Annotated in this window: 23 protein-coding genes; 9 read left to right on the forward strand and 14 right to left on the reverse strand. The window is 66.3% G+C overall.

What is annotated here, in order from left to right; translation table 11 throughout:
• Window positions 1-58: 58 nt before the first annotated feature.
• On the reverse strand, window positions 59-1,810 hold the full coding sequence (leuA, locus tag AC5RWX_RS06140) for a 2-isopropylmalate synthase (protein WP_493943138.1): 1,752 nt from the start codon (window positions 1,808-1,810) through the stop codon (window positions 59-61).
• 211 nt (window positions 1,811-2,021) lie between these two features.
• Here leuA and AC5RWX_RS06145 point away from each other — a divergent pair, with 211 nt between their 5' ends.
• On the forward strand, window positions 2,022-3,962 hold the full coding sequence (locus AC5RWX_RS06145) for a M13 family metallopeptidase (RefSeq protein WP_493957650.1): 1,941 nt from the start codon (window positions 2,022-2,024) through the stop codon (window positions 3,960-3,962).
• Between the two features lie 7 nt (window positions 3,963-3,969).
• Here AC5RWX_RS06145 and AC5RWX_RS06150 read toward each other — a convergent pair whose 3' ends face one another.
• The 5 genes from AC5RWX_RS06150 to AC5RWX_RS06170 all read right to left on the reverse strand — a co-directional run bounded on the left by AC5RWX_RS06150 (window position 3,970) and on the right by AC5RWX_RS06170 (window position 9,608).
• Window positions 3,970-5,625: an LCP family protein gene (locus tag AC5RWX_RS06150; RefSeq protein ID WP_494097059.1), complete on the reverse strand. Its 1,656-nt coding sequence runs from the start codon at window positions 5,623-5,625 to the stop codon at window positions 3,970-3,972.
• Between the two features lie 114 nt (window positions 5,626-5,739).
• Window positions 5,740-6,714, reverse strand: coding sequence for a GTPase Era (gene era, locus AC5RWX_RS06155; protein ID WP_493939083.1), 975 nt, complete (start codon window positions 6,712-6,714; stop codon window positions 5,740-5,742).
• Entirely contained in the window at window positions 6,711-8,042 is a 1,332-nt protein-coding gene (locus AC5RWX_RS06160; protein WP_493943141.1) for a hemolysin family protein, read from the reverse strand. Before AC5RWX_RS06160 ends, era begins: the two co-directional genes overlap by 4 nt.
• A gap of 10 nt (window positions 8,043-8,052) precedes the next feature.
• Window positions 8,053-8,526, reverse strand: a complete 474-nt coding sequence (gene ybeY / locus AC5RWX_RS06165) for an rRNA maturation RNase YbeY (protein WP_493939085.1) — start codon at window positions 8,524-8,526, stop codon at window positions 8,053-8,055.
• A complete protein-coding gene (locus AC5RWX_RS06170) occupies window positions 8,523-9,608 on the reverse strand; it encodes a PhoH family protein (protein WP_493943142.1) in 1,086 nt (361 codons plus the stop codon). Before AC5RWX_RS06170 ends, ybeY begins: the two co-directional genes overlap by 4 nt.
• A gap of 368 nt (window positions 9,609-9,976) precedes the next feature.
• Between AC5RWX_RS06170 and AC5RWX_RS06175 the strand changes: the two genes are divergently transcribed.
• Window positions 9,977-10,885: a GerMN domain-containing protein gene (locus AC5RWX_RS06175; RefSeq protein WP_493943143.1), complete on the forward strand. Its 909-nt coding sequence runs from the start codon at window positions 9,977-9,979 to the stop codon at window positions 10,883-10,885.
• 105 nt (window positions 10,886-10,990) lie between these two features.
• On the opposite strand, the gene AC5RWX_RS06180 is transcribed toward AC5RWX_RS06175, so the two are convergent.
• From AC5RWX_RS06180 to hrcA, 3 genes are all read right to left on the reverse strand, one after another.
• The gene (locus tag AC5RWX_RS06180; protein WP_493943144.1) at window positions 10,991-11,851 is read right to left on the reverse strand and encodes a 16S rRNA (uracil(1498)-N(3))-methyltransferase; all 861 of its coding nucleotides are present in this window, start codon (window positions 11,849-11,851) and stop codon (window positions 10,991-10,993) included.
• Window positions 11,852-11,853: 2 nt separating this feature from the next.
• Window positions 11,854-12,984, reverse strand: a complete 1,131-nt coding sequence (dnaJ, locus tag AC5RWX_RS06185; protein WP_493939088.1) for a molecular chaperone DnaJ — start codon at window positions 12,982-12,984, stop codon at window positions 11,854-11,856.
• A 67-nt stretch (window positions 12,985-13,051) separates the two neighbouring features.
• The gene (hrcA, locus tag AC5RWX_RS06190; RefSeq protein ID WP_493957651.1) at window positions 13,052-14,071 is read right to left on the reverse strand and encodes a heat-inducible transcriptional repressor HrcA; all 1,020 of its coding nucleotides are present in this window, start codon (window positions 14,069-14,071) and stop codon (window positions 13,052-13,054) included.
• A gap of 148 nt (window positions 14,072-14,219) precedes the next feature.
• On the opposite strand from hrcA, the gene AC5RWX_RS06195 reads away from it, so the two are divergent.
• On the forward strand, window positions 14,220-15,062 hold the full coding sequence (locus tag AC5RWX_RS06195; RefSeq protein WP_493943146.1) for a DUF3097 domain-containing protein: 843 nt from the start codon (window positions 14,220-14,222) through the stop codon (window positions 15,060-15,062).
• A gap of 108 nt (window positions 15,063-15,170) precedes the next feature.
• Window positions 15,171-15,593 (forward strand): DUF4870 domain-containing protein, encoded by a 423-nt coding sequence (locus AC5RWX_RS06200; protein WP_493939091.1) that lies wholly within the window; start codon window positions 15,171-15,173, stop codon window positions 15,591-15,593.
• 63 nt (window positions 15,594-15,656) lie between these two features.
• On the opposite strand, the gene AC5RWX_RS06205 is transcribed toward AC5RWX_RS06200, so the two are convergent.
• Both AC5RWX_RS06205 and AC5RWX_RS06210 read right to left on the reverse strand, forming a co-directional pair.
• Complete coding sequence (locus AC5RWX_RS06205) at window positions 15,657-16,034, reverse strand: DUF1622 domain-containing protein (RefSeq protein WP_493943147.1); 378 nt, start codon at window positions 16,032-16,034, stop codon at window positions 15,657-15,659.
• 202 nt (window positions 16,035-16,236) lie between these two features.
• Window positions 16,237-16,743, reverse strand: coding sequence for a DUF4188 domain-containing protein (locus tag AC5RWX_RS06210; RefSeq protein WP_493943148.1), 507 nt, complete (start codon window positions 16,741-16,743; stop codon window positions 16,237-16,239).
• Between the two features lie 54 nt (window positions 16,744-16,797).
• Between AC5RWX_RS06210 and AC5RWX_RS06215 the strand changes: the two genes are divergently transcribed.
• Both AC5RWX_RS06215 and AC5RWX_RS06220 read left to right on the forward strand, forming a co-directional pair.
• On the forward strand, window positions 16,798-17,367 hold the full coding sequence (locus AC5RWX_RS06215; RefSeq protein WP_493943149.1) for a TetR/AcrR family transcriptional regulator: 570 nt from the start codon (window positions 16,798-16,800) through the stop codon (window positions 17,365-17,367).
• Between the two features lie 102 nt (window positions 17,368-17,469).
• Window positions 17,470-18,537, forward strand: coding sequence for a sodium:calcium antiporter (locus AC5RWX_RS06220; protein ID WP_493957652.1), 1,068 nt, complete (start codon window positions 17,470-17,472; stop codon window positions 18,535-18,537).
• A 99-nt stretch (window positions 18,538-18,636) separates the two neighbouring features.
• On the opposite strand, the gene hemW is transcribed toward AC5RWX_RS06220, so the two are convergent.
• Window positions 18,637-19,866 carry a radical SAM family heme chaperone HemW gene (gene hemW / locus AC5RWX_RS06225; protein WP_493943151.1) on the reverse strand — a complete coding sequence of 410 codons (1,230 nt, stop codon included), beginning with the start codon at window positions 19,864-19,866 and terminating at the stop codon, window positions 18,637-18,639.
• Window positions 19,867-19,910: 44 nt separating this feature from the next.
• Window positions 19,911-21,764, reverse strand: coding sequence for a translation elongation factor 4 (gene lepA, locus AC5RWX_RS06230; protein WP_493939097.1), 1,854 nt, complete (start codon window positions 21,762-21,764; stop codon window positions 19,911-19,913).
• 189 nt (window positions 21,765-21,953) lie between these two features.
• Between lepA and AC5RWX_RS06235 the strand changes: the two genes are divergently transcribed.
• From AC5RWX_RS06235 to AC5RWX_RS06245, 3 genes are all read left to right on the forward strand, one after another.
• Complete coding sequence (locus AC5RWX_RS06235) at window positions 21,954-22,571, forward strand: type II toxin-antitoxin system PemK/MazF family toxin (protein WP_493943152.1); 618 nt, start codon at window positions 21,954-21,956, stop codon at window positions 22,569-22,571.
• A 193-nt stretch (window positions 22,572-22,764) separates the two neighbouring features.
• The gene (gene rpsT / locus AC5RWX_RS06240) at window positions 22,765-23,025 is read left to right on the forward strand and encodes a 30S ribosomal protein S20 (RefSeq protein WP_493939099.1); all 261 of its coding nucleotides are present in this window, start codon (window positions 22,765-22,767) and stop codon (window positions 23,023-23,025) included.
• Between the two features lie 284 nt (window positions 23,026-23,309).
• The gene (locus tag AC5RWX_RS06245) at window positions 23,310-23,597 is read left to right on the forward strand and encodes a hypothetical protein (RefSeq protein ID WP_493957653.1); all 288 of its coding nucleotides are present in this window, start codon (window positions 23,310-23,312) and stop codon (window positions 23,595-23,597) included.
• 8 nt (window positions 23,598-23,605) lie between these two features.
• Here AC5RWX_RS06245 and holA read toward each other — a convergent pair whose 3' ends face one another.
• Entirely contained in the window at window positions 23,606-24,613 is a 1,008-nt protein-coding gene (gene holA, locus AC5RWX_RS06250; RefSeq protein WP_493939101.1) for a DNA polymerase III subunit delta, read from the reverse strand.
• Between the last annotated feature and the right edge of the window lie 38 nt (window positions 24,614-24,651).

The raw sequence follows: 24,651 nt of genomic DNA on the forward strand, positions 1-24,651 counted from the left end.
GGCCTTCCCGCCGCCATACGGCAGGAAGGCCCGCAAGGACGTTGGTGGACCGCCGGAACTAGTGCGAACTGACGCTCTTGGCGGTTTCGTCCCGGATGGCACGGTTCACGGCGGACACCACTGCCTTCAGCGAGGACATGGTGGTGTTGGTGTCGATGCCCACGCCCCACAGCACCCGCTCGCCCACGGCGCACTCAACATAGGCGGCGGCCCGTGCATTGCCGCCCTCGGACAGCGCATGCTCGGTGTAGTCCAGGACCCGTACGTCCACGCCGTCCTGGCGGAAGATCTCCAGCAGTGCTGCGATCGGTCCGTTGCCCTCGGCGGTACGGCGGCTCTGCACGCCGTCCACGCCCATGGTGGCGGTCAGCTGGAAGGTTCCGTCCTCCGCGCTGTCGGTCTTCACCGACCCCAGGGTGTAGTGGCCCCAGTTGTTCTCCGGGGTCGGCAGGTACTCGTCGTTAAAGACCTCCCACAGCTCCGCCGGGCTGACTTCGCCGCCGACGGTGTCGGTGCGGCGCTGGATCACGCCGGAGAACTCGATCTGCGCACGGCGCGGCAGGTCCAGCTTGTGCTCGTGCTTGAGCAGGTAGGCCACGCCGCCCTTGCCGGACTGCGAGTTGACCCGGATCACCGCTTCGTAACTGCGGCCCAGGTCCTTTGGATCGATGGGCAGGTACGGCACCGCCCAGGTCAGCTCGTCCACCGTCTTGCCTTGGGCGGCGGCGTCGGCCTCCATCGCCTCGAAGCCCTTCTTGATGGCGTCCTGGTGGGAGCCGGAGAAGGCGGTGAAGACCAGGTCGCCGCCGTACGGGGAGCGCTCGGGCACCGGCAACTGGTTGCAGTATTCAACCGTGCGGCGGACGTCGTCGATGTTGGAGAAGTCGATCATCGGGTCGATGCCTTGACTGAACATGTTCAGCCCCAGCGTCACCAGGTCCACGTTGCCGGTCCGCTCGCCGTTGCCGAACAGGCAGCCCTCGATCCGGTCGGCGCCGGCCAGATAGCCCAGTTCGGCAGCCGCCACGCCGGTTCCGCGGTCGTTGTGCGGGTGCAGCGAGAGGATCACGTGCTCCCGGTTGCTCAGGTTCCGCGACATCCACTCAATGGAATCGGCGTAGACATTCGGCGTGGCCATCTCCACCGTGGCCGGCAGGTTCAGGATCACGTTCCGGTCCGCCGAAATTTCAAAGACGTCGGTGACGGCGTTGCAGATCCGGGCGGCGAACTCGAGTTCGGTTCCGGTGTAGGACTCGGGCGAGTACTCGTAGGTGATCTCGGTGCCCTTCAGGCCCTCTTCGTACTTGCGGCAGAGCCGGGCACCTTGCAACGCGATGTCCACGATGCCGTCCTGGTCTTCACGGAACACCACGCGGCGCTGCAGCACCGAGGTGGAGTTGTACAGGTGAACGATCGCGCGGCCGGCATCGGCGATCGACTCGTAGGTGCGCTCGATCAGGTGCTCGCGGGACTGCGTCAGGACCTGGATCGTCACGTCGTCGGGAATCCGGTCGCCTTCGATCAACTGGCGGACAAAGTCGAAGTCGGTCTGCGATGCCGAGGGGAACCCGACCTCGATCTCCTTGAAGCCCATGCGCACCAGCAGGTCGAACATCTTGTGCTTGCGTTCGGGGCTCATCGGGTCGATCAGCGCCTGGTTGCCGTCCCGCAGGTCCACCGCGCACCAGCGCGGGGCCTTGGTCATCACTTTGTCCGGCCAGGTGCGGTCGGGCAGTTCTACGGTGATCTGGTCCTGGAACGGAATGTACTTATGGATGGGCATTCCGGAGGGCTTCTGTGCGTTTCGCATTTTGGTGTGTGGCCTTTTCTCATGAGAGCTGATTGAAGAATTTTGGCCGGGCAACACAAACTCCGCAGCGAGGGTTCGGCCTGTCAAACAGTAGTTCGCGTGGCCTCGCCGCGGCAGCTAAGAAGGAGCATTCCTGCGCGCACAATTTCACACTAGCACGGTGCGTAGGATGTGAGGGAAACCCTGACACAACTATGAAATGAGGCGCCGCATGAGCCGCTCCGGAATCGTATTGTCCAACGTCGACCCGGCCGTCCGTCCGCAGGACGACCTCTTCCGGCATGTCAACGGCACCTGGCTCGCGGAGACCGCCATCCCGGACGATCGGGCGTTGGAAGGCTCCTTCACCGCCCTGCGCGACGCTTCCGAAGAGGCCGTGCACGCCATTATCGAAGACGCCGCCCAGCACCCCGACCCGGCCAGTCCGGCAGGCAAGATCGGCATGCTCTATGCCGGGTTCATGGACACTGAAACGGTGGAAGCCAAAGGCTTCTCCCCGCTGGCCGAGCAATTTGACGCCATTGCGAAGATCTCCGACCGGGACGGGCTGCGCGAGGTCGTTGGTGCCTTCAGCCGCACCGGTGCGGCCTATCCACTGGCCTTTTTTGTCAACAACGATGCCGGCGACCCCACCCGCTACGTGATCTACCTGTATCAAGCGGGGCTGGGCCTGCCGGACGAGGCCTACTACCGCGAAGACGAATTCGGCCCCATCCGGGAGGCCTACCGCGGCTACGCCGGGAAGATGTTGGAGCTGGCCGGTTTTGACCCGGCGCAGGCCGACGCGGCACTGGATCTGGAGCACAAGCTGGCGGCCGGTCATCTGGACAAGGTGTCCTGCCGCGACCCGCAGCAGACCTACAACCTGCGCACCGATGAGCAGGTAACCGCCATGGCCGGTTGGATGCCGGAATGGCTGGCCGCGCTGGGGCCGGAAGCAGCCGCGGCAACCGACATGGTGGTCTGCCAACCGGACTTCCTGCGCACCCTGGACGGATTGCTGGACAGCGAACCGCTGGAAACCTGGCAGGCCTGGCTGCGGCTCCAACTGCTGACGACGGCGGCGCCCTACCTTCACGATGAAGCGGTCCAGACCCACTTCGGCTTCTACGGGCGCACCCTGAGCGGGACCCCGGAGCTGAAGGAGCGGTGGAAGCGCGGGGTGGCTTTGGTGGAAGGCGCCCTCGGCGAGGCCATCGGTGAGGAATATGTGGCCCGGCATTTCCCGCCCGCGCACAAGGAACGGATGGAAGAACTGGTCGCGAACCTGCTGGCGGCCTACCGGGAAAGCATCTCCGGCCTGGAGTGGATGACCCAGGGCACCATCGAGAAGGCGCTGGAGAAGCTGGCCAGCTTCCGGACCAAGATCGGCTACCCGGAGAAGTGGATCGACTATTCCAGCTTTGTACCGGGGGACGATGTCTGGGCCAACGTGCAGGCCTCCAACGAGTTCGAGGTCCGCCGAAACCTGGCCAAACTGGGCGGCCCGATCGACGACGCCGAGTGGCACATGACCCCGCAGACGGTCAACGCCTACTACATGCCGACCATGAATGAAATCGTCTTCCCGGCCGCCATCCTGCAGCCGCCCTTCTTCGACGCCGACGCCGATGCCGCGGCCAACTACGGCGCCATCGGTGCGGTGATCGGCCACGAAATCGGCCACGGCTTCGACGACAAGGGCTCTCAGTACGACGGCACCGGCGCGCTGCGGAACTGGTGGTCGGACGAGGACCGGGCCGCCTTCGACCGGCTCACCGGCCGGCTGGTGGACCAGTACGCCGCGCTCAGCCCGGCCGAGGCTCCCGGCAGCATGGTCAACGGCGAACTGACGCTGGGCGAAAACATCGGCGACCTTGGCGGTCTGGCCATCGCCTACCGCGCCTACCAGTTGAGCCTGCAGGGCGAGGAGGCTCCGGTGGTCGACGGGCTGACCGGCAGCGAGCGGTTCTTCTACTCGTGGGCCGAATGCTGGCGCCAGAAGATCCGCTCCGAGGAGGCAGTGCGCCGGCTGGCGATCGACCCGCATTCGCCGAACGAATTCCGCTGCAACCAGGTGGTGCGCAATCTGGATGCCTTCCACGAAACCTTCGGCACCGCAGCAGGCGACGGACTCTGGCTCAGCCCGGAGGAACGGGTCCGGATCTGGTAGCCGGCGGCTAGAAGGCGCCGGACTGCTGGCAGGTCACCTGGTCGGCAGTCTGGCCCTTGAATCCGCCAGCGACGCCGCCGGTTTTCGCCAGCTGCTGACCGCTGGTGAAGTCCTGCCCCACCGAGAGCGCGACGCCGTAGTAGTCGCCGGAGACCAGCACGTTGGCCCGGGGAACGTTGAGTTGCTCGGCCAGGGACAGGGCCACCTCTTCGAAGCCGGCGGAGTAGTACAGCTGGGTAGTAGTCCGCTCCGCGTCGCTGGCTGCCGGAGTCGCCAACAGGTAGCCCAGCGCGTGCAGCTGCTTGGTCAGTTCCTCGCCGCGATCGGGGGCACCGGAGGCGTTGACCACCTGCACGGGCTGCACGGCCGGGTCGAAGGCGGGCACGTCGTGGCCCGCGGTGGGTTCGTTCCCCGGCTCCGTGGTCGCGCCGGCGGCGGCGCCGCCCTCGGTCTTCGGCGTCGGGGTCTCGGTGCCTGCATCAGAGGTGGCCTTGCCGGTGGCCTTCTCGGTGGCTTTGCCGGTGGACTGACCGTGGGACGATCCCGCGGTATTGACCTCGGGGGCAGTGACGTCGCCGTCTTCGCGCAGGATCCGGAACAGCTCCTGCGCCGGTTCCTCGTCCAGGACCAGGCGGTTCCCGTCCACGGGAGATGCCTGGGTGGGCAGCGACACGAAGGCCACCTTGCCCAGGTCCACGGCCTTGACCCGGTCCGCCAGGGCCAGCAGCCGGGGAATCTCCGCCAGTCCCTCGTCCACGGTCAGGTTGTTGACCACGGCCTCGGCGATGGCATACAGCCGGGGCACATTCGTCAAGGTTCCCTCAGACTGGATCTTGCGGGCCATGGAGGCCATGAAGCTCTGCTGCGCCCGGATCCGGCCGCGGTCTCCCCCGTCACCGAAGGAATGGCGGGTGCGCAGGAAAGCCAGCGCCTGCTCGCCCTGCACCGAGCTCACGCCGGCCGGCAGCTTCAGCTTCGAGTAACTGTCGTTGATCGGTTCGTTGACGCAGACGTCCACGCCGCCGATCACCGTGGAGAGTTCCTTGACCGCGTTAAAGTCGGCCATCATGAAGTGGTCAATCTGCAGGCCGGTCATCTCGTTCACTGCCGCGACGGTGCAGCCCGGTCCGCCATAGCTGAGGGCTTCGTTGAGCTGCGCGGACTGCTGCTCCGGATAGACCTGCCCGGTCTCCGGATCGGTGCAGGCGGGGATGGTGGTGAGCAGGTCGCGGGGCAGGCTGACCACGGTGACACGCTTGCGGTCCGCGGACAGGTTCGCCAGCATCATCACGTCCGATTTCCCCCAGCCCGCGGACGAGTCATTTGAACCGTACTTGCCGTCGGTGCCGTCCCGCGTGTCCGTACCCAGAATGAGGATCTGCACGGGATCCCGGCTCAGATCCACCGGAAGGCCCGGGCCATCGGTGCTCAAGTTCAGCGGCGACGTGGTGATGCTGTCCCGCAGGCCGACAAGTTTGAACACGACGACGCCGACCCCCGCAACCAGGGCCAAGGCCAGGACACCGGCCACGATCTTCAGCCACAACAAGCGGGGGCCGCGGCCCATGTGCCGCGGAGTGGAACGCCGCGCTGGTGCTGGCCGCTGCGGGGTGGAGTCGGCCGCGGCCTGCGGTTCACCACTGGAGCTGCCGCGATGAGCCACTGGCTTTCCCCACTATCCGGTTGAACGATTGATGCACGTGCGGCCTTGTCGGAACGCAGGCCGCTATGTATTGTACGGCCTGGCGCGGGAGAAAGTTCCCCGTTTGTACCTAGCTTAGAAGCCCAGACGCACCAATTGCTTGGGGTCGCGCTGCCAGTCCTTGGCGATTTTCACGTGCAGGTCCAGATAGACCCGGGTGCCGAGCAGGCCCTCAATCCCCTTGCGGGCCCGGGTGCCGACGTCGCGCAGCCTGCTACCGCCCTTGCCGATGATGATGGCCTTCTGCGACGGACGTTCCACGAACAGGTTCACCCGCACGTCCAGCAGCGGATTGTCGGCGCTGCGCCCTTCGCGCGGCACGATCTCCTCGACCACCACGGCCAGGGAATGCGGCAACTCGTCGCGCACGCCCTCCAGCGCAGCCTCCCGGATGAGTTCGGCCACCATCACGGCCTCGGGCTCGTCCGTGAGCTCACCGTCCGGATACAGCGGCGGCGACAACGGCATCTGCTGGACCAGGACGTCGGCCACCGTCTGCACCTGGTCGCCCTTGGCGGCGGACACCGGCACGATGGCAGCGAAACCGTCGGCGCCGAAGACTTCGGTACCGAGCCCGGCCACGGACAACAGTTGTTCGGCCAGCGATTGCTTGTCCACCAGGTCGGTCTTCGTCACCAGCGCCACCACGGGCTTGCGGGCCAGGCCCGCCAGCTGGTTGGCGATGAACCGGTCGCCGGGGCCGATTTTCTCGTTGGCCGGCAGGCAGAAACCGATGGCGTCCACTTCCGAGAGGGTGTCCGCCACCAGGTCGTTCAGCCGCTGTCCCAGCAGGGTCCGCGGCCGGTGCAGTCCGGGCGTGTCCACCAGCACCAGCTGGGCATCCGGCCGGTGCACGATGCCGCGGATGGTGTGCCGGGTGGTCTGCGGCTTCGCGGACGTGATGGCCACTTTCTGCCCGACCAGAGCGTTCGTCAGCGTGGACTTGCCCGCGTTGGGACGGCCCACCAGTGAGACGAACCCGGCGCGGTAGTCCTCCGGCCAGCCGCTGGAGGGCATCGCCATCGCCTTATCGGAAGTGTTCTCTGTCATCGTTCCCTCTCTGTCCCGGGCAGGCGCGCGGCGTCGGTGGCGGCAGCGCCGTCGTCATGAGTGGACTGTGGCCGGGCCGGCCCGTCATACCAGGCCAGCACGTGGCTGACGCGGTTGCGCCGCCCCTCCAACCGTTCCGCGCGCAGGTGCAGGCCGTCCAGCAGGACTTCGCTGCCCACGATCGGCACCCGGCCCAGGCTCTTGGCCAGCAGTCCGCCGACGGTGTCCACCTCTTCATCGTCCAGTTCCAGACCGAACAGTTCACCGACGTCGTCAATGCTGGTGCGGGCGCTGACGCGGAACCGTCCGTCCGGCAGCGCCTCGATCTCGGGGCGCTCGGTGTCGTACTCGTCAACGATTTCGCCGACGATCTCTTCAATCAGGTCCTCCAGCGTGACCAGTCCGGCGGTACCGCCGTACTCGTCAATCACGATGGCCACATGCGTGGACTCGCGCTGCATTTCCTGCAGCAGCTCCCCCACGGCCTTGGACTCCGGCACGTAGCGGACCTCGCGACAGATCTGGTCCACCAGCATGCCGGCGCCGTGGTCGGCACGGCCGTGGATCCGGGCGGCGACGTCCTTCAGGTAGAGGATGCCGCGGACCTGGTCGGCGGTGTCCATGATCACCGGGATGCGCGAGTAGCCGGACTGCAGGAACAGCGTCATGGCCTCCTGCAGGGTGGAGCCGGAATCGATGCTGAGCATGTCGGTGCGCGGCACCATCACCGACCGGACCTTGGTATCGCCCAATTCGAAGACCGAATGGATCAATTCCGCCTCCGTGTCCTCGATCATGTCCGATTCGTTCGCCCGGTCCACCAGCTCGCGGAACTCCTCTTCGGTGAAGAAGGCGGCGTCGGCGCGGGGCGCATTCGGCGCAACCGCGCTGCCCAGGCGCACCAGCCACTGCGGCACCGGCCCGAGAATCGCGCACAGCATCCGGACCAGCAACGCGGTGGAGAGCACGACCGCGCCGGCGTGCATCCGGCCCAGTTGCCGCGGCGACACTCCGACCAGCACGAACCCGACGCCGGCCATGGTTGCGGTAGCCAGCAGCCCCGCCAGCCAGATGTTGCCCAGCAGGTCGTGGAACAGCAGCGCGATGGCCACCGCGGCGGCCATCTCGAACCAGACCCGCCAGAAACGCAACGCGTGCATGTGCGCGGCCGGCGAGGCCAGGATGACACGCAGGCTGCGGCTCCGGCCGGAACGCAGCAACTGCTCGGCGTCGTGGCGCGGCAAATAGGTAAAGGCGGCCTCGGCGGCGGTGAGGGCGCCGGCGAACAGCGTGAACGCCAGCGTCATGCCGGCAAGGATCCAGAGCATCGTCGCGGCTCTAGAGCGTGGTTTCGGTGGGGGCAGCCTTGCCCGTGAAGGAGGAAAGCAGCTGGCGCTGGAGGCCGAACATTTCTTCCTTTTCGGCCGGCTCCGCATGGTCAAAACCGAGCAGATGCAGGATTCCGTGCGTGGTCAGCAGCAGCATTTCATCCAGCAGCCCGTGGCCGGCCTTCTGCGCCTGCTCCTGCGCAACCTGCGGACAGATCACGATGTCGCCGAGCACGCCGGCCGGGCCGGGCTTCATGGCGGTGCCGGGACGCAGCTCGTCCATCGGGAAGGACAGCACGTCGGTGGCACCCGGTTCGTCCATCCATTCGATGTGCAGCCGTTCCATTGCCTCGGTGTCCACCATGATGATGGACAGTTCGGCTTCCGGGTGGACATAGAGCGAATCCAGCACGAACCGCGCCAGCCGGACCAGCTCTTCTTCATCGGCCGGGATTGTCGATTCGTTATTGACCTCGATGCTCATGCTCCACCCTCCGGGCCGGCCTCCGTTTCAGTCCTCCGCCGGGCGGCCGGCGCGCGGTGCGGCGAGCGGCCACCCGCGCTGCCCGCGCTGCGACGGCTCTCGTCCCAGCGGCTGTAGGCCGTCACGATGTCGCTGACCAGCCGGTGCCGGACCACGTCGCTGGCATCGAGCTGGGAGAAGCGGACATCGTCGACACCTTCGAGAATTTCGCTGACAACCTTCAGACCGGAGCTGGTGCCGCCGGGCAGGTCGATCTGGGTCACGTCGCCGGTCACCACCATCTTCGACCCAAAGCCCAGCCGGGTGAGGAACATCTTCATCTGTTCAGGCGTGGTGTTCTGCGCCTCGTCCAGAATGATGAAGGCGTCGTTCAGCGTGCGGCCGCGCATGTAGGCCAGTGGCGCCACCTCTATGGTGCCGGCAGCCATCAGGCGCGGAATAGACTCCGGGTCCATCATGTCGTGCAGGGCGTCGTAGAGCGGGCGCAGATACGGGTCGATCTTGTCACTGAGCGTGCCCGGGAGGAAGCCCAGCCGCTCCCCCGCCTCAACTGCGGGACGGGTCAGGATGATCCGGTTGACCTCTTTGTGCTGCAAGGCCTGCACCGCCTTGGCCATCGCCAGGTAGGTCTTGCCGGTGCCGGCCGGGCCGATGCCGAAAACCACCGTGTGGTTGTCGATGGCCTCGACGTAGTTCTTTTGGTTCAGCGTCTTGGGCCGGATGTTGCGGCCGCGCGAGGACAGAATGTTCAGCGTCAGCACTTCGGCAGGCCGCTGCGCTGACTGCTCTCCAAGCATGCGCAGCAGCTGGGCGACCACTTGCGGCGTGATCCGGGTGTCCTTGGCGGCCAGCGCGCGGATCTCCTCCACCAGGTTCAGTGTGAGTTGGACGGCGTCGGCAGGGCCGGAAATAGAGAGCTCGTTACCGCGGACATGCAGGTTCACATCGCTGAACTCGGCCTCGATGACCTGCAGCACTTCATCGTGGGCACCGAGCGCCCTCACCATGTGTTCCGGCGAATCGAAATGGACGGAACGGCTGCTTGATCCCAGCGGATCGACATCCAGGCGTGATTGGGACATAGTCCGGCCGATGCGGCCTTTCATCGCTCCTTCGGTGGGCGCTGCTTGCGGTGAGGCGGAAGTGTTCCAGCCCTGACGGTACAAGGTACATGCTACGGCACGGGGCGCGCCAGCGTCCTCCGGCGGGGCTAAAACGCCTTGGTATCGATCCTGCATCAATCGTGCATCAGTCCGGTTGAGGGCTGGTTAAAGCAGCCATCAACCCCCCTGCCCTATGCCAAGCTAGTGGGGCAGGAAAGCCGGGAGCACCGGTTTCTGCCCCCGCATTCATCCAGTCGTTCCGGCCAGCCAGAAGGGATCCAGGCATTAGCAGCAACCAGCTCCGGCAGCCTTCGGGCGCGGTCCCGGCACGCCGCTTCGGCGCGTGGTTGGCGCTGATTACCGCATCCTCGCTGGTACTGCTGGGCTGCACCCCGCAAGGCAGCGCCACCGGCGGGCAGACTTCCATGCCGGTCCCCACCGCCCCCACCGCGGCGAGCAGTCCGCTGGTCTCCAGCGTACCGGTCGAAACCCTGCGCTCCTCCGAGCTCTCCCCCCTCTATTGGCTGGGCACCAACGCAGACAATGTGTTCCTGTACCGCGAATACCGCGAGGCGGAGAACCTCGGAGACCCCATTACGACGGCGGTGGCGGCCTTGACCCGCATGCAGCCACTGGATCCGGACTACTTCAATCCGCTCAGCCCCGCCAGCAAGGTGGGCGCTTCCATTACCAACGGCTCGGTCATCACCCTGGACATCTCCTCGGATGCCTTCAAGCGGCGGGTGGATGCCGGCATCGCCGAGCGGGCTGTGCAGCAGCTGGTCTATACGGCCACCGCTGCCGCAGCCAACGCAGGGCTCAGCAGTTCCGACAACCCGCTCGAAGTAGTGATTCTGGTTGACGGCCACCATGGCTATAAAGCCTTCGGCCACGTACTGCTGGGCGAACCGATGGCCCGTGACGGCAGCCTGGCGGCCCCGGTCTGGATCATCGACCCGGCCCAGGACGCCACCTCCGACGGGCGCGTGGAGGTGTTCGGCCGCGGCGTCGCCTTCGAATCACAGCTGCGCTGGCAGATCTACCGGATTGCGCGCACCGGTGAGGAAGCCGGCAAGGGCAAGCTGGTCAAGGCCGGAACAGTCTCCGTTGACGCACCGGCCGGAGAAATCGGCGAGTTCAAGTTCACCGAGAAGCTGGACCCGGGCACCTACCAGCTCTATGTCTTCCATGAGGACGTGAGCGGGCGGACCGAAGAACGGCAGAATCCGGACAGCAAGGTCTTCACGATTAAGTAGGCTCGCCCGCACCCAGACCGTGAGTCACACACAAAACGTTGGCCCCACTGGCACGTGGCCCCGCTAGAGCGCGCTAAGCCAGCGCGTGGCCGCGCTGCCATTGGTCTAGCGCCAGCGGCCCAACATCTCACTGAGCAAGGTTAAGGCGGCCGGTCCTGCCGTGGAAGAACGCAGGACGTGGGGTCCCAGCCGCACGGCCACCGCCCCGGCTTCGAGCATGGCGTCCACTTCGGCCTGGCTGATCCCGCCTTCGGGACCCACGATCATCAGCACCCGCGCCGCACCGCCGTTGCCGCCGTCGGGCGAGGCACCTCCGTCAGGCGAGGCGCCGCCGTCAGGCGAGGCACCGCCGTCGTTCCCTGCCTGCGGCCGCGCGGCGCCTGGGTTGGCCAACCCGGCGCGTTGCACGGCGTCGGCCACGCTGTCAGCGGCGTCTTCGTGCAGCAGCAGCGACAACCGGCTGGACCGGATCATGGCGCACAGTCCGGCCCGTTCCACCAGCGGTAGCACCTCGGGCACGCGCGCCCGGCGGGACTGTTTGGCGGCAGCGCGGACCGCCGTCTGCCACTTTGCCGCGCCCTTGGCGGCCTTGTCTGCTTTCCAGCGCACGATGCTGCGTTCGGCCTGCCACGGGACCACGGTGTCGACGCCGAGCTCGGTGGCTGCCTCGATCGCCAGTTCGTCCCGGTTGCCCTTGGCCAGCGCCTGCACCAGCACGAGTTCCGGGTCCGGGTCCGGCTCCTGCTCCATCCGAAGGGCACGGACGGTGAGCTCGCCGGACCGGCCGGAGACGGCCTCGCCGACTAGCCGGCGGCCCCGGCCGTCGGCTAGGTCGACTGGTTCGCCGGGCTCGATCCGTTTGACCGTGACCGCATGCCGCGCCTCATCCCCCGCCAGCGTGAAGCTATCGCCGGGGACCACCGCGTCGAGCTCGCCCGGGGCGGTGAAGAACAAGTGGCTGGTCACGCCTAGAGGTTACCGAGCCGGTCGCGCAGCCGGGCGAAGACGCCGGTGCCGGACGATGCCAGCTTGCCCTCGGTGTATTCCTCGCCGCGGGCCTGCGCCAGCCTGCGCAGCAGGTCTTCCTGCTCCGCGTCCAGCTTGCTGGGTGTCTCCACGTGCACATGCACCTGCAGGTCGCCGCGCCCGTAGCCGCGCAGGTGCGTCACGCCCAGGCCGCGCAGCGTGAGGGTCTCCCCCGCCTGCGTGCCGGGCTTGATGCTCAGTTCGCGTTCGCCGTCGAAAGTGTCCAGCGTGACGTCGGTGCCCAGCGCAGCCGCGGTCATCGGCACGGCCAGGGTGACGTGCAGGTCGTCGCCTTCACGGATGAAGTTCTTGTCCGGGTTGACGCGGATTTCCACGTAGAGGTCGCCCTGCGGGCCGCCCGCGGGGCCTGCCTCGCCCTGACCGGCGAGCTGGATGCGCGTTCCGGTTCCCACGCCGGCCGGAAGCTTGATGGTCAGTGAACGGCGGCTGCGGATGCGCCCCTCGCCGTTGCACTCGTTGCAGGGGTCGGGGATGATCGTGCCGAAGCCTTGACAGCTGCCGCAGGCCGCCGTCGTCATCACCTGGCCGAGGATGGACCGCACGGCCCGCTGGACCTGCCCGGAGCCACCGCAGATGTCGCAGGTACGCGGGCTGGTGCCGGGGCGGCAGCAGCTTCCGTCGCAGGTGGGGCAGACGACGGCGGTGTCCACCTCGATCTTCTTGTTCACCCCGAAGACTGCGTCCTTGAGGTCGATCCGCACGTTGATCAGTGCGTCCTGGCCGCGGCGGGTACGCGAGGCCGGTCCGCCGCCCGCTCCGGGTCCACCAAAGAAACTCTCGAAGATGTCCTGGAAGGCGAAGCCGGACCCGGAGAATCCGCCGCCGAACCCGGTGTCATTACCGTTTTCATTGCCCGTGGTGTCGTAGACGCGGCGCTTCTGCGGGTCTGAGAGCACCTCATAGGCGTGGCTGACCTGCTTGAACTGCTCGGCTGCTTCCGGGCCGGGGTTCACGTCCGGATGCAGTTTGCGGGCCAGCTTGCGGTAGGCCTTCTTGATTTCCTCGGTCGAGGCGTCCTGGCTGACACCGAGGGCGTCGTAGTGGTTGCTCACCTTGTAATACTTCACTTCCTGGAGATCGGTTCACCGGCGACGACGGCCGGTGCGGACATTGCGCGGCCTAGGGCTGGCCGGCAAGTATCCGTGACAAATAGCGTGCGACAGCGCGCACCGCCGCCATCGTGGTGGGATAGTCCATCCGGGTAGGGCCGAGAATGCCGACCTTGGCGGTGGCGCCCGGACCATAGCCGGTGGCAACCACAGAGGTTTCCGCCAAGGAGCCGTACGGATTCTCACGGCCGATGCTTACCGACATGCCGTGGGCGTCCTGGTGCATTTCGGAGAGCAGCTGCAGCAGGACCACCTGTTCTTCGAGCGCCTCGAGGATGGGGCCGATGCTCAACGGGAAGTCCACCGTGGAACGGGCCAGGTTGGCCGTTCCGGCCATCAGGATCCGCTCCTCGCTGGTGGCCGCGGCCAGCTGGGCCAGCGCTGCGGACAGTTCTTCAACGATCCCCGCATGCGCGGGATCCGCCGGCACCGGGGAGGTCTTCAGCCGCTGGGGCACTCCGTTGAGCGGTTTCCCGGACAGGGCGGCCAGGAAGGCGGTGCGCAGGGTGGCCAGCGCATCCTCCGCCACGTCCCCCGGCAGCACGGCCACATGCTGATCCACCTTGCCGTTGTCCGCGATCAGCACCACCAGCACCCGACGGGGAGCCAGCAGGACGAACTCGATGTGCCGCACCTTGGCAGCACCCAACTGCGGGTACTGGATCACCGCCACCTGGTTGGTCAGCTGGGAGAGCAGCCGCACCGTGCGTTCCATCACGTCGTCCAGGTCGTCGGCACCGTCCAGCAGTTTCTGGATGGCCCGGCGCTCGGGGGCAGAGAGCGGCTTGACGTCGGAGATGCGGTCCACGAACAGCCGGTAGCCCTTGTCCGTGGGAATCCGGCCGGCACTGGTGTGTGGGGCGACGATCAGCCCGTCTTCCTCCAGTGCCGCCATGTCGTTGCGGATCGTGGCTGACGACACGCCCAGGCTGTGCCGGTCGACCAGTGCCTTGGAGCCCACCGGCTCCCGTGAATGCACATAGTCCTCGACAATGGCGCGGAGCACTTCCAGCCTCCGGACCTCGCTCACTGCACTCCTCCTGTCTTCGGCTCAACCTGACGACGGGTTGTTAGCACTCAACACGTCCAAGTGCTAAGTCTAATACGTTGCCCCCGTTGTTAGCATTGTCTTCGCGGCGGTGCCGTAGACGTACTACCTGTGTAAGGACTTGAAGCATATGAGCAGCTACGGCTGGGGCCCCCAGGATCTCACCGCTCCCAAGGCCCGGGCCCTGCGCGAAGTCGCCGTGGAGCCGGAGCTGGTGCTGGAGGATGCACAGAGCGGCTGGGTTGGCGCCGTGGTCCGGGTGGAGAAATCCGGCGGCGTGCATCTGGTCTCGCTGGAAGACCGCCGGGGCAAGGTGCGCTCCTTCCCGCTGGGATTCGGCTTTCTGCTTGAGGGCGAGCCGGTGAAAGTGGTACCTCCTGCACCGGCTGTGAAGGCTCCGGTCCGCCAGCGGACGGCCTCCGGCTCGGTGAAAGTGGAGGGACAACGAGCCAGGGTGGCGCGTGCCAGCCGGATCTGGGTTGAAGGCAAGCACGATGCCGAACTGGTGGAAAAGGTGTGGGGCGACGACCTGCGGGTGGAGGGCATCGTCGTCGAGCCCCTGCATGGCGTGGATGACCTGGCCGCGGCGGTGGCGGACTTCTCCCCCGGCCCGCAGCGCAGGCTGGGGATTTTGGTGGACCACTTGGTCCCCCATTCCAAGGAGTGGCGGATTGCCGAGGCCGCCATGGCCGTCCCCGCGGCCGCCGGTAACGTACTGATTGTGGGCCACCCCTACGTTGACGTGTGGCAGGCAATCAAGCCCTCGGTGATTGGCCGGGCGCAGTGGCCGGTAGTTCCGCGCGGCACGGACTGGAAGACCGGCATCCTTGCCGGTCTCGGCTGGCCGCACCGGACGCAGATCGACGTAGCCGACGGCTGGAAGCGACTGCTGGGCAGCGTCACCAGCTACGCGGACCTGGAGCCCAGCCTCTTGGGCCGGGTGGAGGAAGTCATCGATTTCCTCACCGTCTGAGCTGTTTCCAGCGTCCGCGGCGGCGGCGGTATGCACCGTGCCACAAGGTGGAACCGCTAGGCTAGGAACAGCAGTGAGCCATCAGCAGATTTTCCGAAGGTAGGTCCAGTGTCCGACAACTCTGCTCGCAACCAGCAGCCGGAACGCAAGTCCGCTCCGCGCCCGCAGTACCAGAGCGCGTCGGCTTCCGCCTTGCCGCTGACCCCGTCCGAGGATCGTCAGTGGGCAACCATGGCACACTTCGGCGGGATCCTGGGCTGCTTCCCGTCGCTGGTGATCTACCTGATCTTCAAGGACCGCGGACCGTTCACCGCCCAGGAATCCAAAGAGGCACTGAACTTCACCGTCCCGCCCACCGTGGTGGCCATCGTGGCGAACCTGCTGATCGTCATTCCCGCTGTCAGCGGCATCTTTGCCGTCATCGCCGCCGCCATATGGGTTTTCCTCACGGTCTATTCCGTGATCGCCGGCATCAAATGCAACCGCGGTGTTCCGTACCGCTACGCATACAACCTGCGCTTGTTCCGCTAACCCTGCGGCCGCCCCATCAGGCGCTGCTGGTCCTGCCGTTGCTCGCACCCCACGATCCGGCCCTCACTCCTCCTTCGCCCCGGCAGCCACATCTGGAACGGGGTCGGCCCTGCCTTGCCAGGGCCATCTGCCGGTGATTTCCAGTTCCAACGACCAACTGAGGAACGTGCGGATAAGCACGATTGCGGCCAGCACCGCCACGCTTTCCAGCGTCGGGCTGACGGCGACGGTCCGGATGATGTCGGCGGCAACCAACAGTTCCAAACCGAGCAGGATTGACCGCCCCAGAAACCGGCGGAATTGCCCATAGACTCCGGCCTGCCTCCGCACCAGCCGCGGGACGGCAAGCAGGGCAGCCAATACCGCTCCGGTCACGATGGCGGCAATGCCTGCGGCGTCGATGAGACGGCCGGCTGCCTCTACTACGTCCGCGAACCCCATGGCATCACCTGACCTTCACGGCTCCTCACGCACCGGCCCCACAGAGCGGAGCGTCGGCTGGCAACATCCAAAGGCCCGATGCCATGGCTGGTGCTTACGCCACGTCACCGCCTGGGCCGGATAGCTTCACCGTGCTCGGGCTCATTGTCCGCCTAGGGACGAAGGGGCGCAATGGGCGAAGACCCTTAGGCAGGACCGGCAGTCACCTCCGACCCGGCGACCGCCCTGACACGTCGGCCGCCAGCCGCTGGCGGGCGGTGTTCAGTCCCGCGGCCACCGGCACGTGGCCGGTGGCCGCCGCCAGCCCGAAGACCGGCATGTCGCTGTACACGCTCTCCCTGCCGCCCGGCATTGTTTCGTAGGTCTCGTGCCACACCCCGACGTCGCCGCTGCCGGCCGATTCGCGCATGAACCGGCGCCAGGGCTCCAGGTGCGGGGCCGACCGGTCGGCCGCGAACCGCTGCAGATGCTCCGGACTCTTCCAGTAGCTGACCAGGATGGTGGTGCGGCCAAACCACTGCTGATATCCCAGCAGCCCGGCCTCCGGCGTCTTGGCCAGGTGCGCCAGCATCCTGGGCATGGCCGATCCGATCCGCGCCACCTTCCCGAGCTTCGACCACCGGTTGACGCGCATCCCGATGAGGAATACCGTCACCGGCCCCGCTCCGGGATCGGCAGTGAATCGTCCCGCGTGCACTTGTTCCGGCATGAGCTTCTCCATTCATAACGGTGTTATAGAACAATGTTATGCAATACTGAAGTTATGGCAAGACCCGTAATCCACGATGAGACCCTCCGTCGCAGGCTGCTCGACACCGCAGCCTCCTTGATCGCCCGCGACGGCGCTGCCTCTGTGTCGCTGCGCAGCATCGCCGCGGCGGCAGGGACGTCCACGACGGCAGTGTATTCACTCTTCGGTGGCAAGGCGGAGCTGCTGACCGCCGTGCTCGACGACGGCTTCGCCTCCTTTGCTGCCTCCCAGCAGCAGGCAGCCGCCGCCGGCCTCGAAGGGCTGGGCCGGGCCTACCGTCGCTGGGCGCTGGACCATCCGGTCCTCTATGGACTCATGTTCGGCGGCTCGCTGACCGGCCAGGTGCCGTGCCAGCCGACGCCGGGAGCGGCTGAGCCATCGATCGCGCCGCTGTTTGCCGCCGTCGCCGCCGCGCTGCCCGGGGCGTCGGAGGAGAAGATCGCCTCAACGGTCGGCGTCGTCTGGGGTCAAGTCCACGGCTTAGTGTCACTGGAACTAGCCGGCGCACCGGCGGCAGGCTGGAGCTGGGACGAGGCCTATGATGCGGCACTCCGACAGATCGGCCGCTCACTGGACGGCTAGGGAGGCTTAATCCTCACGCAGCCTACGGCGCCTTCGTAACTCCCGCTCCGGCGCTGCCGGCGGAGCACTGGCGTAACTTTTTAGGCTGGAGTTAAATGGCGCATGGACTCGATGCCGTTCTGGTTGCTTCTGGTCATCTTCCTCGCCGCTGCCGCGGTGGTCTGGGTGGCCGGAATCCAATTGTCGCGGACAACCGATGTGATCGACGCCCGGTTTCACCTCGGGAGCGCCTTTGGCGGGCTGATAGTTCTCGCCGTGGCCACCAATCTGCCGGAAATTGCCATTACCGTGAGCGCGTCCCTTGCGGGCAGCCTGGATGTTGCGGTCGGCAACATCCTCGGCGGAATCGCCATCCAGACAGTCGTCCTGGTCATTCTGGATGTCTTCGGGAAGCGCGGCCCGGACGTGAAACCGCTCACCTACCGTGCCGCTTCGCTCGTGCTCGTCCTCGAAGCCGTCGTCGTCGTGGCGGTCCTGGCCGTGGTCATGGCCGGCAGCCAACTGCCCGCCAACCTGATATTCGCGAGGTTGACCCCGGATGTGGTGCTGATCGCCGCTCTGTGGATCGTCGGCCTCCTGCTGGTACAGGCCGCTGGTAAACGGCTGCCGTGGCAGGAAAGCGGACAGCCCCCTGACGCCTCCCGGCATACCGCGGGACGCCGGCGCCGTCAGCCGGAACACCCGCACAAGAGCATGAGCACGGCGAGAATTGTGCTGGTGTTTCTTGGGTCCGCCCTTGCCACGCTGGTCGCCGGCGTCGCGCTGGAACGCAGCGGCGAGGCCGCGGCGCAGCAGGTAGGTCTGTCCGGAGTCCTCTTCGGAGCCACCATCCTGGCGCTCGCGACCGCGCTGCCCGAGATCTCCACGGGCCTACAGGCGATCAAACAAGGCGACGACAACTTGGCCATGAGCGACATCTTCGGCGGCAACGCCTTCCTGCCGGTCCTCTTCCTGGTCGCCACCCTCATCTCCGGCCACGCTGTCCTCCCGACAGCGAACGCGAGCGACATCTATCTCACCGCCCTTGCCGCGTTGCTTTCCCTCGTCTACATCGTCGGCCTGATATTCCGCCCCAGGAGACGAATAGCCGGGATGGGAGTCGACTCGTTCGTCGTCCTCATCTTCTATCTGGCAGGGATCGGCGGGCTGTTCGCCGTCGCCGCGTCCTAGCTGGAGTCCGGTCCCGATCTGCGCCGTCTTCACCCGGTTGACCAGGCGTCGTGGCCCGACGCGGGGAGAGTGGTCGTGAACGGGATGCGCTAGCTAAGCTCAGTCCTCGAGCAGTCGGCGGACCACGGCGTCGGCCAGCAGCCGTCCTTTGAGCGTGAGCCGAATCGTCCCGGCGAAGGCCGCGGCCGGGTCGACGAGGGCATCGGCGATCAGTCCCGCTACGGCCTTCCTGCCGTTCGGTCCCAGATCCTGGGTGCGCAGCCCGTCGATAATGCGGGTCTGCAGCATGACGTGCTCCAACTGCCGGGTACCCGCGTCCAGCGTTTCACGTCCGGCTGCGGGCGAGACTCCGGTGGCCAGGCGCTGGGCGTAGGCCGCCGGATGCTTTACGTTCCACCAGCGCACGCCGCCCATATGCGAGTGTGCACCAGGACCGGCGCCCCACCAATCATCGCCGCGCCAGTAGGCCAGGTTGTGCCGGCAGCGGTCGTCGGGCGTGCGGGCCCAGTTGCTTACCTCGTACCAGCCGAACCCGGCTGCCGCCAGCCGTGCATCGGCAATCTCATACTTGGCGGCGTGCTCGTCGTCGTCGATGCCGGGCACCTCGCCGCGGCGGATCTGTGCCGCGAGCTTGGTGCCGTCCTCGACGATCAGGGCGTAGGCGGAGATATGGTCGGGTGCGCAGGCGATCGCGGAGTCCAAGCTGGCCTCCCAGTCCGCGATGGACTCCCCCGGCGTGCCGTAGATCAGGTCCAGGCTGACCTTGAGCCCGGCTTCGCGGGCCCACTGCACCGCCTGCGGCACCCGTTCCGGGTCATGCGTCCGGTCGAGGACCTTCAGCACATGCGGCACGGCCGACTGCATGCCGAAGGACACCCGGGTGAAACCTGCGTCGGCCAGGATCTTCAGCGATTCCGGCGTGACCGAGTCCGGATTGGCTTCCGTGGTGACCTCGGCGTCCGGCTCCAGCCCCCACAAGCCTTCGGCCTGGGCCAACATGCCTGCAAGGTCAGTCGCCGGCAACAGGGTCGGTGTGCCGCCGCCAAAAAACACGGTGGCCAGCGGACGGTCGGGCAGGCCGGAACCGCGCAGTACCCGCGCCGCCAGATCCAGTTCGGTGTTCAGCGTGCCCGAGTACTCATCCTGCGAGGCCCCGGAACCGAGTTCCTTGGCCGTGTAGGTGTTGAAATCGCAGTAACCGCAGCGCACCCGGCAGAACGGAATGTGCACATACAGGCAGAATGCACGGTCCGCGGCACCGTCCGCCGACTGCGCGGGCAGCAGGCCGTTGGCCGGGGCCGGGTCGCCTACGGGCAGGACGCTAGGCACTGAGGCGAGCCTCCGCCGTCGTTGTATTTACAGGCACTGCAGAACTACTTCTTTGCCTTGTCCTTGGAATCGTCCGATGACAGCGCGGCAATGAAGGCCTCCTGCGGCACCTCCACGCGGCCGACCATCTTCATCCGCTTCTTGCCTTCCTTCTGCTTCTCCAGCAGCTTGCGCTTACGCGAGATGTCGCCGCCGTAGCACTTGGCGAGCACGTCCTTGCGGATGGCGCGGATGTTTTCACGGGCGATGATCCGGGAACCGATGGCGGCCTGGATGGGCACCTCGAACTGCTGCCGGGGAATGAGCTCGCGCAGCTTGGAGGTCATCATCACACCGTAGCTGTAGGCCTTGTCGCGGTGCGTGATGGCGCTGAACGCATCCACCTGTTCGCCTTGCAGCAGGATGTCCACCTTGACCAGATCGGCGACTTGATCGCCGTCGGCCTTCCAGTCCAGCGAGGCGTAGCCGCGGGTGCGCGACTTCAGGTTGTCGAAAAAGTCGAAGACGATTTCGGCCAGCGGCAGCCGGTAGCGCAGCTCCACGCGGTCCTCGGAGAGGTAGTCCATCCCCTTCATTTCGCCGCGGCGGGACTGGCAGAGCTCCATGATGGTGCCGACGAACTCGTTGGGCGCGAGGATGGTCGCGGAGACCATCGGCTCGCGGACCTCGGAGACCTTCCCGTCCGGATATTCGCTCGGGTTGGTGACCGTCAGGACTTTCTTGTCCTCGAGTGTGACCTCGTAGACCACGTTGGGTGCGGTGGAGATCAGGTCCAGGTTGAACTCGGCCTCGAGCCGCTCGCGGGTGATTTCCAGGTGCAGCAGGCCCAGGAAGCCGACGCGGAAGCCGAAGCCGAGGGCCGCGGAGGTCTCCGGCTCGTAGATCAGTGCCGCGTCGTTGAGCTTCAGTTTGTCCAGTGCGTCGCGCAGCACCGGGTAGTCCGTGCCGTCGATCGGGTAGAGACCGGAGAAGACCATGGGCTTGGGGTCTGCGTAGCCGCCCAAGGACTCCGCCGCCGGTTTGGCCAGGTTGGTGACGGTGTCGCCCACCTTGGACTGGCGGACGTCCTTTACGCCGGTGATCAGGTAGCCGACCTCGCCGACGCCCAAGCCGTTGGACGGCGTGGGCTCCGGCGAGCTGACGCCGATTTCGAGCAGTTCGTGGCTGGCCCTGGTGGACATCATCTGGATGCGTTCGCGCGGCGCCAGCTTGCCGTCAACCACCCGCACATATGTGACCACACCGCGGTAGGTGTCGTAGACCGAGTCGAAGATCATGGCGCGGGCCGGGGCGTCCGGGTCGCCGACCGGGGAGGGAAGATCGCGCACGATTTTGTCCAGCAGCGCTTCGACGCCGACGCCGGTCTTGCCCGAGACCTTGAGCACGTCCTCCGGATCGCCGCCGATCAGGTTAGCCAGCTCGGCGGCGTACTTTTCCGGCTGAGCGGCCGGCAGGTCGATCTTGTTCAACACCGGGATGATGGTGAGGTCGTTTTCCATGGCCAAGTAGAGGTTCGCCAGGGTCTGGGCTTCGATCCCCTGCGCGGCATCCACCAGCAGGACCGCACCTTCACAGGCGGCCAGTGAGCGCGAGACTTCATAGGTGAAGTCGACGTGGCCCGGGGTGTCGATCATGTTCAGGGCGTAGCTGGCGCCGTCGAGTTCCCACGGCATGCGCACGGCCTGGGACTTGATGGTGATGCCGCGTTCGCGTTCGATGTCCATCCGGTCCAGGTACTGGGCCTTCATATCGCGCGGCTGGACAACGCCGGTGAGCTGCAGCATCCGGTCGGCAAGAGTGGATTTACCGTGGTCGATGTGGGCGATGATGCAGAAGTTCCTGATGATCGCCGGATCGGTGGCGGCGGGCACCGGTGCGGTGCGGGCCATCGGTGACACAGATGGTTCCTTACTCTCGGACAAGCTGACTGGCAAAGCGCGCGCCGGTACCACCAGCACACAGATTTTGCTCAACTATAAGTGTCCCACGCCTGTCCGGTATCCGCGCACCTTTACTGCAGTGGTGGTCCTTTACTGCAATGCTGGTCCGCGATGACATGCGGCGGGCTCCGTCAGTAGCCTAGGGCCATGGCATTTTCCCCACCGGGGCTCAACCGGCTCCTGAGCAACGCTGTCCGGGCCTTCCGGGCCTTGTCCGGTTCCGGCAGCACAGCGCGGACGCGCGGAACCACTGCTGACCACGCGCCCCGGCCCCGCGGCGGCGGCGGTTTCGGCGCCCGCACAAAAGGCGGCAGCACAGTTGGCGGCCGCGCAGGTGGCGTCGGCACGACCGGCACCAATGCCGGCTCCGGGTACGCCGGCGACTACCGTGGCGCAGGGACCATCAGCTACTCCCCGGTGGCCGACGGTTCCCCCGATCCGGGTGAAATCGTCTGGACGTGGGTGCCTTATGAGGAAGACTATTCACGCGGAAAGGATCGCCCCGTCCTGGTGATCGGCAGCCACCGCGGGCGCCTGCTGGCACTCATGTTGACTTCCCGGGACCGGAACAACGACCGCAGCCGTGACGAGGATTACGTGGACATTGGCTCCGGACCCTGGGACGTCCGCGGCCGCCCGAGCGAGATTAAGTTGGACCGTGTTCTCCAACTGGATCCTGAGGCCGTGCGGCGCGAAGGAGCAGTGCTCCCACGGGCCACCTTCGAGCTGGTCGCCCAGGGCATGCGCCGTCGCGGCTGGAACTGACAGCGGCCGGCGTGTCGGCGAAGCGCTGATCGCCCGTCCGGAGTGCGGATCTGCTAACATTTATAGCTGTGTGTCCGCGCAGGTCGACGGGCACCTCGGGCCGGTTGCCATTACGGTGCCCCACGCCGCTCAGTCAATGACCGGACCGAATGCCCTCAAAGACCAAAGTTCCTCAACAACAGAGAGTTATTACGTGGCCAATATCAAGTCCCAGAAGAAGCGCATTCTCACCAACGAGAAGGCACGCCAGCGCAACAACTCGGTCAAGTCCGAGCTCAAGACGGCCATCCGCGCCGTCACCGGCGCCATCCAGTCCGCCGATCAGGACGCCGCAAACACCGCTCTGGTTGCCGCGAGCCGCAAGCTGGACAAGGCCGTCAGCAAGGGCGTCCTCCACAAGAACAACGCCGCCAACCACAAGTCGGCACTGGCGAAGCAGGTCAACGCGCTCTAAAGCGCGTCCGGCCGACAGGCCGAACCTCAAACCAAGGCCGGAGGCCGTCATCCGCTCAGGGTGGCGGCCTCCGGCTTTTGCGTGCGGATCCGGGCCGGAGCAGTTCACCCTGTTTGGGTGATCCCCACCATCCTCTCCGTCTCTATCCTGAAGCGCATGAAGCGGGCCTGCTCCTAGCCGGAGTCTCGGCAGCAGCCGTCATGCTGGCAGGTTGCTCCGGCACTTCTGGCGGCAACAGCGGAACCTCAGCCGCACCCTCACCCGCGGCGACCCAGCCCAGTGCGTTGAGCGGGTTCTTATGTGGCGCGAACGACGACGGCGTCTGGCGGGGCAAGGCGCGTCTCACCAATGTGGGTTCCACTGCCAACACCTACACCGTCAGGTTTTCGGTGATCCGCAGCGACGGTGGCCAGGTCCTCGGGATAAAAGAAGCCACGTACACGCTCAAGCCGGTCACTTCCACCGATGTTGCCCTGGCCGATATCCATTCCGGCGCCGCGGCTGGGTTGGAGTGCGTCGCGCACGTCAATGCCGAGCCGGCAAGTTCCCTTGGCCCCGAGGGAACAGGGTAACCCCAGGGCTAGCGGTGGGCGCTGGTGGCGATCAGCGTGACCGCGCGCTCCACCGCGTATTCCGGGTCGCGGCCTTCGCCCTTGACCATGGCGTCGGTCTCGGCCAGCACCTGAATGCAACGGGCCAGCGCCTCCGATTCCCACAGCCGTGCGTCCCTGCGGGCCTGGTCGAACTGCCAAGGGGCCATGCCCAGGTCCCGTGCGTTGGCCGAGGCGCTTTTGACCTTGGCGATCTGGCGCAGCTTCATGGCCAAGACGGCAACGATCGGCACCGGATCCACGCCAGTAGCCAACGCGTGCCGCAGAGACGTCAGCGCGGCGGCTCCGCGGCCGGATATGGCGGCGTCAGCGACCTTGAAACCGGTGGCTTCCACCCGGCCGCCGTAGTACTTCTCCACCGTTTCCTCGGTGACAGCGCTGTCGGCGTCGGAAATCAGTTGCGAGCAGGCGGCCGCCAGGTCGGGCAAGGACGACCCGACCGCTGACACCAGCGCCTGGGCCGCGGCCGGTTCGATGGCCCGCCGCGCGGCCTTGAACTCCTGCCGGACGAAGTCCAGCTTGTCGGCATCCTTTTTCATGGCCTGGCAGTCAACCACGGGGGCGCCCGAAGCCTTGACCGCGTCCAGCAGTTTTTTGCCGCGGGTGCCGCCGCCGTGGTGCAGGACAAGCCAGACTTCGTCGGCCGGTGACGCTAAATAAGCAAGCGTATCCGCGAGGAACTCATCATTCATCTGAGCCAGCGACGATGCTTCAATGAGTTTCGCTTCGCCGAAGAGGCTGGGGCTGGCCAGCATGGTGAGCTCGCCGGTGGTGTAGGAGGAGGCATCCAGTTGGGTCAGCTCGAGGTCCGGCTGCTTGGCTCGCAGCAGGTTGCGGACACGTTCCTTGGCCCGGTGGGCGAGGTACTCTTCCGGACCGCTGACGAGCACAACGGGGGCAGGCTCGACGTCGCGCCAAGAGACAGTCGCGGCGCTTTTCTTCGCGGCTGAAGCGCGGGATCCGGGGGGCGGGTTCACGTCAGGTTCCTCCTTGTTCAGGTCAAGAGTTTCACGAT

The organism is Arthrobacter sp. SPT-J7, from assembly GCF_059089965.1.

What these genes read in the sequence shown, in the direction of transcription:
- AC5RWX_RS06145 (WP_493957650.1), top strand. Translation starts at nt 2,022, where the DNA reads ATGAGCCGCTCCGGAATCGTATTGTCCAACGTCGACCCGGCCGTCCGT.
- AC5RWX_RS06235 (WP_493943152.1), top strand. Translation starts at nt 21,954, where the DNA reads ATGGCATTTTCCCCACCGGGGCTCAACCGGCTCCTGAGCAACGCTGTC.
- leuA (WP_493943138.1), bottom strand. Translation starts at nt 1,810, where the DNA reads ATGCGAAACGCACAGAAGCCCTCCGGAATGCCCATCCATAAGTACATT.
- ybeY (WP_493939085.1), bottom strand. Translation starts at nt 8,526, where the DNA reads ATGAGCATCGAGGTCAATAACGAATCGACAATCCCGGCCGATGAAGAA.
- AC5RWX_RS06160 (WP_493943141.1), bottom strand. Translation starts at nt 8,042, where the DNA reads ATGCTCTGGATCCTTGCCGGCATGACGCTGGCGTTCACGCTGTTCGCC.
- AC5RWX_RS06210 (WP_493943148.1), bottom strand. Translation starts at nt 16,743, where the DNA reads ATGCCGGAACAAGTGCACGCGGGACGATTCACTGCCGATCCCGGAGCG.
- AC5RWX_RS06195 (WP_493943146.1), top strand. Translation starts at nt 14,220, where the DNA reads ATGAGCAGCTACGGCTGGGGCCCCCAGGATCTCACCGCTCCCAAGGCC.
- AC5RWX_RS06205 (WP_493943147.1), bottom strand. Translation starts at nt 16,034, where the DNA reads ATGGGGTTCGCGGACGTAGTAGAGGCAGCCGGCCGTCTCATCGACGCC.
- era (WP_493939083.1), bottom strand. Translation starts at nt 6,714, where the DNA reads ATGACAGAGAACACTTCCGATAAGGCGATGGCGATGCCCTCCAGCGGC.
- AC5RWX_RS06170 (WP_493943142.1), bottom strand. Translation starts at nt 9,608, where the DNA reads ATGTCCCAATCACGCCTGGATGTCGATCCGCTGGGATCAAGCAGCCGT.
- AC5RWX_RS06220 (WP_493957652.1), top strand. Translation starts at nt 17,470, where the DNA reads ATGGACTCGATGCCGTTCTGGTTGCTTCTGGTCATCTTCCTCGCCGCT.
- AC5RWX_RS06215 (WP_493943149.1), top strand. Translation starts at nt 16,798, where the DNA reads ATGGCAAGACCCGTAATCCACGATGAGACCCTCCGTCGCAGGCTGCTC.